The organism is Prosthecobacter sp., from assembly GCF_044373815.1.
Taxonomy (GTDB): Bacteria; Verrucomicrobiota; Verrucomicrobiia; order Verrucomicrobiales; family Verrucomicrobiaceae; genus Prosthecobacter.
In genome coordinates, this window is sequence record NZ_JBIPNG010000358.1 from 1 (window position 1) to 6,929 (window position 6,929).

The window sequence follows — 6,929 nt, forward strand, 5'->3', positions numbered from 1 at the left end:
AGATAGCAGAGAAGAAGCCCATCTATGCGAACTGAACTTTTACTGAGTGAAAGTGGAGGCGAGGGCGGGAATTGAACCCGCGCATACCGGTTTTGCAGACCAGTGCATTACCACTTTGCTACCTCGCCGTTCTCGATGTCGAGAGCCGGGGATGGTAGGGGGGAATGGGGGGATGTCAAGAAGAGCGGAGTTGACGGTGGTTTACGGTTGTTGACGATGGTTGGCCAGAGGGGAAGAGGCGGAGGCCAGACGGGGCAGGGATGGGCCGGTTCCATAGGCTGTTTCTTGCCTGAAGATCATGGGCTTCGACGGCGGCTGGCTGAGGACAGCCAGCCCTACCTGCGCTGGGCCTAAGCGTGGCGGGTGTGGATTTCTGAAATGGCCCAGTGGGCGTGTTCGGAGATTAGGGGGTGCTCGTCCTGCGCGGCGGCTTCGAGGGCGGGGAGGTCGGCGGGGGTGCCGGTGTTGCCGAGGGCGACGCAGACGTTGCGGAGGAAGGCGGGGCGTTTGATGCGCTTGATGGGGGATTTGGCGAAGAGGGCGCGGAAGGTGTCGTCGGTGAGGGAGAGGAAGTCGCGGAGGGTGTGCTGGAAAAGGGTGGCGCGGGCCTGGAAGGTGGCCTCATGGGAGGCCTGGGCGTGGCGGTTCCAGGGGCAGGCGTCGAGGCAGGTGTCGCAGCCGTAGATGCGATCGCCGATGGCGTGGCGGAACTCGAGGGGGATGGGGCCTTTGCTCTCGATGGTGAGGTAGGAGATGCAGCGGCGGGCGTCCATGCGACGGGGGGCGGTGATGGCCTGGGTGGGGCAGGCGGTGATGCAGCGGGTGCATTTGCCGCAGTGATCGGTGGCGGGGGTGTCCGGGGGAAGATCGAGGGTGGTGAGGATGTCTGCGAGGAAGAACCAGGTGCCGAGGTGGCGGTGGATCTGCATGGTGCTCTTGCCACCCCAGCCGAGGCCGGATTCGCTGGCGAAGTCGCGCTCGAGGACGGGGCCGGTGTCGACGTAGGGGCGCTGGGTGCCGCCGTGGGCGGTGAGGAAGTCGGCGAGGGTGCGGAGTTTGGCCTCGATGAGGTCGTGGTAGTCGTTGTTCCAGGCGTAGCGGGCGATGCGGTAGGGAGGGCTGGATGGTGGGGGCTGGATGCTGGATGCTGGATGCTGGATCTCTGAGGGGGAGGCGGTGGGGAGCGCGGTGGTGAGGGAGGATGGCGGGGCGTTGAGGGACCAGGATGGTCCCCCTCCTAGGGGGGCGCTGGGGTAGGGGGTGCCGCCTTGGTAGTAGTTTAGGGCGAGGACGATGACGCTCCTGGCGCCGGGGAGGACGAGGGTGGGGTCGGTGCGGCGTTCGGGGTTGCGGGCGAGCCAGGCCATGTCGCCGTGTTTGCCTTCGGCGAGCCACTGCTCAAAGAGGGCGCGATGGGCGGCGGGCTGCGCGGGGGCTATGCGGCAGTCGTCAAAGCCGAGGGCGCGGGCTTGGGCGATGAGGGCGGACTTGAGGGCGGCGGGGGACACTGAGGCGGAGTTTACGGTTGTTGGCAGTGGTTTGCGTTTGTTTGCGGTGGTTGGGGAGAGGCTGGGGTGGCGCGAGAGTTCGTGGTGAGTTTGTTGGCCTACTGGTTCTCGACGCTGCGGGGAGGACTGAAAACTGAGAATTGAAAACTGGGAACTGAAAATTGGCGGAGCCGATAGCAGGGGGTGCTGGGTGTGGCGGGGAGTGACTGAGGCACTGATTTTACACCGCAGAGTTTGGAACGCCGCAGAGATTTGCTGATGAGAGCGGGAGCCGGAGGGTGCGGAGGAGCTGGGACGAAATTGAAGGGACGTTCGATTTTGCCGCAGAGGGGCAACGTCTGCAGAGGGAGCAGAGATGTGGAGCTGTTTTCCATCGAGGATGGCATTTGAACGGACCTGAAAACCTTCGTGGAAAGCGGCTCACGTCGGCTGGTTTTCCACGTTGCAAGGACGGCGTACCTTTTTGAGCGCCGGCGACGCGGTAGACCCGGAACTTCGGACCCGCACAGCGGTTCCCTACCAGCGCTGGGGCTGGCGAGCGGTGGCGAGCGTCCCGCGTCGGCTGGCTTTCTGTGTTGCAAGGACGGCGTACCTTTTTTAGCGCCGGCGACGCGGTAGACCCGGAACTTCGGACCCGCACAGCGGTTCCCTACCAGCGCTGGGGTAGGCTGATAGCGGGTGCGTTTGAGAGGGTTAGGCGGGAGGGCGAAAAGGACGGAAGGGACAGCGGGGGGGTTGGGGCTGTCGCTTTTATTTTGCGCCGGCGGGCATGAGGACTTGGATCTGCTGGTCGATGACGGTGAAGGAGTCGGCGAGGGTGCGGAGGCGCTCGACGTGGGTGGACTGCTCGCGCTCGAGGTGGGCGGCGTTGGCCTGGGCGGGATTGAGGGTGTCGAGGAACTTGGTGAAGCTGTGGGTGACGTCTTCGGTGACCTGCTTGGAGAGCATCTCGCGCAGGGTGGCGGAGGATTCTTCGAGCTTGTCGAGGATGGAGTTCCGGGCGTTGGCGAGGCGGATCTGGGTGAGGAGGTAAACGACGCCGAGGAGGAGGAGGCCGGCGCCGAAGGCGATGGCGGCGCTGGTGAGATCGTCCAACCAGCCGCATAGGGCGGTGCCGATGAGGATGGGGATGATGAGGCGGGGGAGCCAGCGGGCGGTGATGCGGGCGCTTTCGAGTCCGGGCTCGATGTCTTCATCGAGCTTCAGGCCGATGACGAAGCGGCGGAGGGAGGAGTCCACATGGGTGCCGAAGCGGCGGCGGAGCTCGCTTTCTTCTTCGCCGTAATCATGGGAGGGGAGGACGACATCCGGGGGGAAGAGGATGCCGCGACCCTGGGCGTAGAGGAAGCGCTCGAACTGATGGACGTCTTCCTCCAGGACGAGGCTGACCTGACGCCAGCGGTCGCCGGTGCGGTGCTGGAGTTCCTGAAAGAGGCGGTGATCGAGGCTCTGGGGGCGTGCGCCGTTTTCGGCTTCTTCTTCCTCGGCGTCTTTGCGCTGAAAGGCTTTGCGGGTGGTGAGTGCATCGCTGGCGAGGCCGGCGACGCGCATGACGGACTCGTGGTAGTCGCGCTCGGTAGCATCGAGGGCGGGGAGGATTTTTTTCAGGGTTCGGTCGACCTGGAGTTCGCGCTCGGTTTGGAGTTCCTGAAGGACGACGGTCTTGCGCTTGGCCTGATGCATGGAGGCGACGTGGCGCTCACGCATGTCATTGAGGATCTGGCGTGCCAGGCGCATGGTGCTGGCGAGCTTGGTGAGGCGGGCGGCATTGTGCCGGACGATGGAGGAGATGTGGGCCTCCAGGGCGTGAAAGCCGCTGTCCTGCAGGAGGCGCTCGCGCTCGATGCCGGCATTGCGGGCGAGGAAGGCTTTCTTGGCGGAGACGGCGTAGAGGGGGAAATCACGGCCGAAGCGCTGGCGCGTGAGCTGGCCCATGTAGTCGGTGATGACCTGGATCTCCTCGGGGCTGCGGAGATCGCTTTGCTGCAAAACGAAGATGACGTGGCGCATCCACTCGCGGTGGACTTTTTCCAGGAACTGCCAGGCGGAGGCGCCCCAGGGGTTCATGGCGGAGAAGACGAAGATGACGAGGTCTGCGATGGGCACGAAGCGCTCTGTGATGAGCTGGTGCTCGTTTTCGACGGAGTTCGTGCCGGGGGTGTCGACGATGTGGAAGTCGCGGAGGAAATCGACGGGGGCGTAGACTTCATCCAGCGTGGGGGTGACGGGGACGACGCTGTGCTCATCGCCATGGCGGAAGAAGAGGATCTTGCCGGTGGTGGGGACGACGCCGGTGCTGGAGAAGTCCTGGCCGAAGAGGGCGTTGAGGAAGGTGGATTTGCCGACGTTGACCTCGCCGACGACGACGAAGACGAAGGGCTCCTTGAGGCTGGCGATGAGATTGTCCAGGATGGCGGCGGCTTCGCTGTCGCCGCCGGATTCGCGCAGGGCTGCGGCCAGAGCCAGCAGGTCTGTGCCAATCCGTGAACGCAGTTCGAAATAGTCGTCGCCAATCATGAGGGGGGTGTTGCAAAGTGTCGCTTGCGATTCGCACCGCAACCTCACTTCGGATGGAGAGTGAAGTTTCACGGGGGGAGAGAGGTGGAGTGGCGCGGACTCTCCGAGTGCGGTTTCGGAGTCCAGACCGCACATGGAATGTGCGGGCCACGCCGCGGTGGGTGGAGCGGGGGCTTGGGGAGGTGGCGGGGGCGCTGATCGACAGGCAGGAGTGCCTATCGTACTTTCCAGAGGTGGCAGAGCGCTTTGCACGTTTCTCTTTTCACTTCGTGCTCCCGGCACTACAGAGCAGGCCTTGACCGCCGCCCTCCCAGCCAGTGAATCCGCGCCTGTGAAACCTACGCCCTGGTGGCTATGGCCGCATGTGCTGAGTCTGGAGGCGCCGGTGGTGGCGGTGCTGTGGCAGGGGGCGCTGGCGCATGCGCATGGAATCCGCCTCACACCGCTGCTGAGCGCGGGCCTCGGGCTGGCCTGCTGGGTGGTTTATCTACTGGACCGCACGCTGGATACGCTGGCGGTGAAAAATGTGGCGGAGCTGGATGTGCGGCATTTGTTTTACCACCGCCACCGCCGTGTGCTGCTGCTGGGTGTGCTGCCGCAGGCGCTGCTGCTGCTGGGGTGGATGGCGCTGTATGTGATTCCTGAAGGGGTGCTGTGGCAGGCGGTGAGTCTGGCGCTGCTGGTGGCGCTGTACCTGGCCTCGTGGTCGGCGCAGGGCAGTCGTTTATCGCGGGATGTGTTTGTCTCGTGCGCGGGGCTGGGGGGCATCATGCTGATCTCGCGCATGCCGATCAGCAGCGGGTCGAAGTTTGCGCTGAGCCTTTTTGTGCTGGGGGTGATGGCACTGTCGTTTCTGCGGCAGCTGGACATCCGCATGGGGAATGTGCTGCCGAAGGAAATGACGGCGGCGCTGCTGTTTGCCATGGGCTGCAGCACGAGCACGCGGTTTTTTGCCATGCCGGAAACGATTGCGGAGCCGGTGCTGGAGTGTGTGCTGCTGACGCTGCTGTTTGCGTGCAATCTGCACGGCATCACCTGCCGCGAGGCTGGATTGAAGGGTGACCGCAAGCACACGCGGCTGGTGCTTGGGACGCTGTTTTTTACCCTAGCGGTGCTGTGGGAAATCGAGCAGGGCGCGCTGGAGCATACGCTGCTGGGGCCTGCCCGCGCCGCGCTGGGTGCGGTGGTGCTGCACGCTGTGGTGCAGGGACTGCGGCGTCGGTTTTCGGCAGACGCGTACCGCGTGCTGGCGGATCTGGCGCTGATCGTGCCGCTGCCGCTGGCGTGGCTGCGATGATTTGCGCAAAGGCTCCCGCTACGCACGTTTGAAGCTGCCATGAAACGACTTCTCCCCTTGCTGCTCCTGCTCGGTCTGCTTTCCCATGTCACCGCGCAGGAGGCGAAGCCTTCAGCCAATACGCTCTTTCAGGAGGGCGTGGATTTGTTCTTTGCGGCGAAGCCGAAGGAGTCTGTGGCGGCTTTTGACAAGCTTATCGCGCTGGCACCGGAGTCGAAGCCGCAGCTTTGGCAGCGTGGGCTTTCGCTGTATTATGCGGGTGATTTCAAAGGGGGGCGCGAGCAGTTTGAGGTGCATCAAACGGTGAATGGGAATGATGTGGAAAATGCTGCGTGGCATTTTCTATGCATTGCGAAAGGGGAGGGTGTGGAGGCGGCGCGGAAGGTTTTCATTCCCATCGAAGGCGACAGCCGCATCCCGATGAAGCAGGTGCATGAACTCTTCGCCGGCAAGGGCAGCGAGGATGCCGTGCTCAAAGCTGCCGAGGAAGGCGACGGTGAACGCCTGCGCAATCATCGCTGCTACGCGCACTTGTATCTGGGTCTCTTCTTTGAAGCGACGGGCGATGATGTGAAGGCCAAGGCGCACATGCTCAAAGCCGCGAAGGATTTCTCCATGGACCACTACATGGGCCGCGTGGCGCAGGTGCATGTGAAGATCCGTGGGTGGGAGTGAGCGGGGCTTTATGCTCCTCTTCCTCCCTTGGTATTTCGGCGCACTTGCGCCTTCCTTGCGCATCATTGTGCCTGTTTTGGCAGAATGGCATGCGAGCGTAACATGGCACCCTCTCGCATGGTAGATTCGGATGTAACCCACTCATTCCGCACCATGAAAATGCATCGTCTCTGCTCCGGCAATCACAGCAACCTCTTCAACACGACGCAGGGTCGGCGTGACTTTTTGCAGGTGGGAGCGATGGCGGGGCTGGGCCTGACGCTGCCCAATTTGCTCAAGCTTCAAGCGGCTGATCTGGCGATGCCGGCGGTGGAGAGCTACAAGCCCATCGCCACCTCGATCATCCACATTTACCTGCCGGGCGGCATGGCACAGCATGAGTCCTGGGATCCGAAGCCTTTCGCTTCGCCGGATTATCGCGGGCCTTTCAATCCCATCAAAGGTGTGACCGGGGAATTCGTGGGCGGGCAGTTTGCGAACATCGCCAAGATCCTCGACAAAATCACGCTGATCCGTTCCGTGACGCATGGTGAGGCGGCGCATGAGCGCGGTACGCACAACATGTTCACCGGCTACCGCCCGAGCCCGGCCATCAAGTTTCCAAGCTTCGGCTCCATCATCTCGCACGAGCAGGGACCCCGCAACAATCTGCCCCCCTACGTGGCTGTGCCGAACATGATCGCGCCTGATCAAGGCAGCGGCTACATGAGCAGCGCCTTCGGCCCGTTTGCGCTGGGCAGCGATCCAGCGGACAAAGGCTTCACCGTACGCGATCTCGCCGCGCCGAAGGAGATCGACGCCAAGCGCTTCGACCGCCGCCGCAACCTGCTCTCCGCTGTGGACGAGCACTTCCGCACCAACGAGAAATCGGATGGCCTCAGCGCCATGGACAATTTCTACCAGGCCGCGTACAAGCTCGTCAGTTCAGAAAA

At 63.3% G+C, this 6,929-nt stretch carries 5 protein-coding genes and 1 tRNA gene; 3 read left to right on the plus strand and 3 right to left on the minus strand.

From position 1 onward, the window contains the following. Positions 1 to 53 precede the first annotated feature (53 nt). The 3 genes from ACIREA_RS23045 to ACIREA_RS23055 all read right to left on the minus strand — a co-directional run bounded on the left by ACIREA_RS23045 (position 54) and on the right by ACIREA_RS23055 (position 4,025). Positions 54 to 128: transfer RNA gene (locus tag ACIREA_RS23045), tRNA-Cys, on the minus strand. A 222-nt stretch (positions 129 to 350) separates the two neighbouring features. Further along, positions 351 to 1,508 carry a tRNA epoxyqueuosine(34) reductase QueG gene (gene queG / locus ACIREA_RS23050; protein WP_397384695.1) on the minus strand — a complete coding sequence of 386 codons (1,158 nt, stop codon included), beginning with the start codon at positions 1,506 to 1,508 and terminating at the stop codon, positions 351 to 353. A gap of 750 nt (positions 1,509 to 2,258) precedes the next feature. Further along, entirely contained in the window at positions 2,259 to 4,025 is a 1,767-nt protein-coding gene (locus ACIREA_RS23055) for a dynamin family protein (protein ID WP_397384696.1), read from the minus strand. A 295-nt stretch (positions 4,026 to 4,320) separates the two neighbouring features. Here ACIREA_RS23055 and ACIREA_RS23060 point away from each other — a divergent pair, with 295 nt between their 5' ends. The 3 genes from ACIREA_RS23060 to ACIREA_RS23070 form a co-directional block, all read left to right on the plus strand. Then, a complete protein-coding gene (locus ACIREA_RS23060; protein ID WP_397384697.1) occupies positions 4,321 to 5,322 on the plus strand; it encodes a hypothetical protein in 1,002 nt (333 codons plus the stop codon). A gap of 39 nt (positions 5,323 to 5,361) precedes the next feature. After that, positions 5,362 to 5,997, plus strand: coding sequence for a tetratricopeptide repeat protein (locus tag ACIREA_RS23065; protein ID WP_397384698.1), 636 nt, complete (start codon positions 5,362 to 5,364; stop codon positions 5,995 to 5,997). 153 nt (positions 5,998 to 6,150) lie between these two features. After that, a partial coding sequence (locus ACIREA_RS23070; protein WP_397384699.1) for a DUF1501 domain-containing protein occupies positions 6,151 to 6,929 on the plus strand: 779 nt, incomplete at its 3' end.